Here is a 477-nt window from a genome sequence, read left to right as displayed (position 1 = left end):
CGACGGGGTGGGTTCTACTCAACGTCGCAACACCGACGGATCACTCGAGACTAACAGGGCAGCGAATAGATCGGCGGGGCAACGGTCTTGGAGGACTATGCGGGGGCGATGGTTGAGTTCGTGTTCGACGGCCAACAACTGCTCCGGCGGGTGGCTGATGAGGGTGACGCCCTTCGGGAAGTAGTCGCGCAGCAGTCCGTTGGTGTTCTCGTTCGTGCCGCGTTGCCAGGGTGATCTGGAGTCGCAGAAGTAGACGGGCGCGCCGAGCTTGTCGGTGGTGGCAAGGTGGCGCGCCATCTCGGTGCCCTGGTCCCAGGTGATCGACCGCATCAGCGTGGGTGGCAGATCCTTCATGCGGGCCACCAAGGCCGCGTGCAGGGAGTCGGCGTCACTGCGAGGCAGATGCACCAACCGCAGCATCCGGGTCTGGCGTTCGACCAGAGTGCCGATCGCCGAGAGGTGGTTATTACCGATGAT

Annotated in this window: 1 protein-coding gene; it reads right to left on the bottom strand. The window is 63.5% G+C overall.

Annotated elements, in window-relative coordinates; translation table 11 throughout:
- Positions 1 to 18: 18 nt before the first annotated feature.
- On the bottom strand, positions 19 to 477 hold a 459-nt coding region (locus tag JF781_RS28185; RefSeq protein WP_033711260.1), incomplete at its 5' end, for an IS30 family transposase.

The organism is Mycobacterium sp. WUMAC-067 (genome assembly GCF_020217485.1).
In the GTDB taxonomy this organism is placed as follows: Bacteria; Actinomycetota; Actinomycetes; order Mycobacteriales; family Mycobacteriaceae; genus Mycobacterium.
This window is presented reverse-complemented; position numbering and strand designations above follow the sequence as displayed.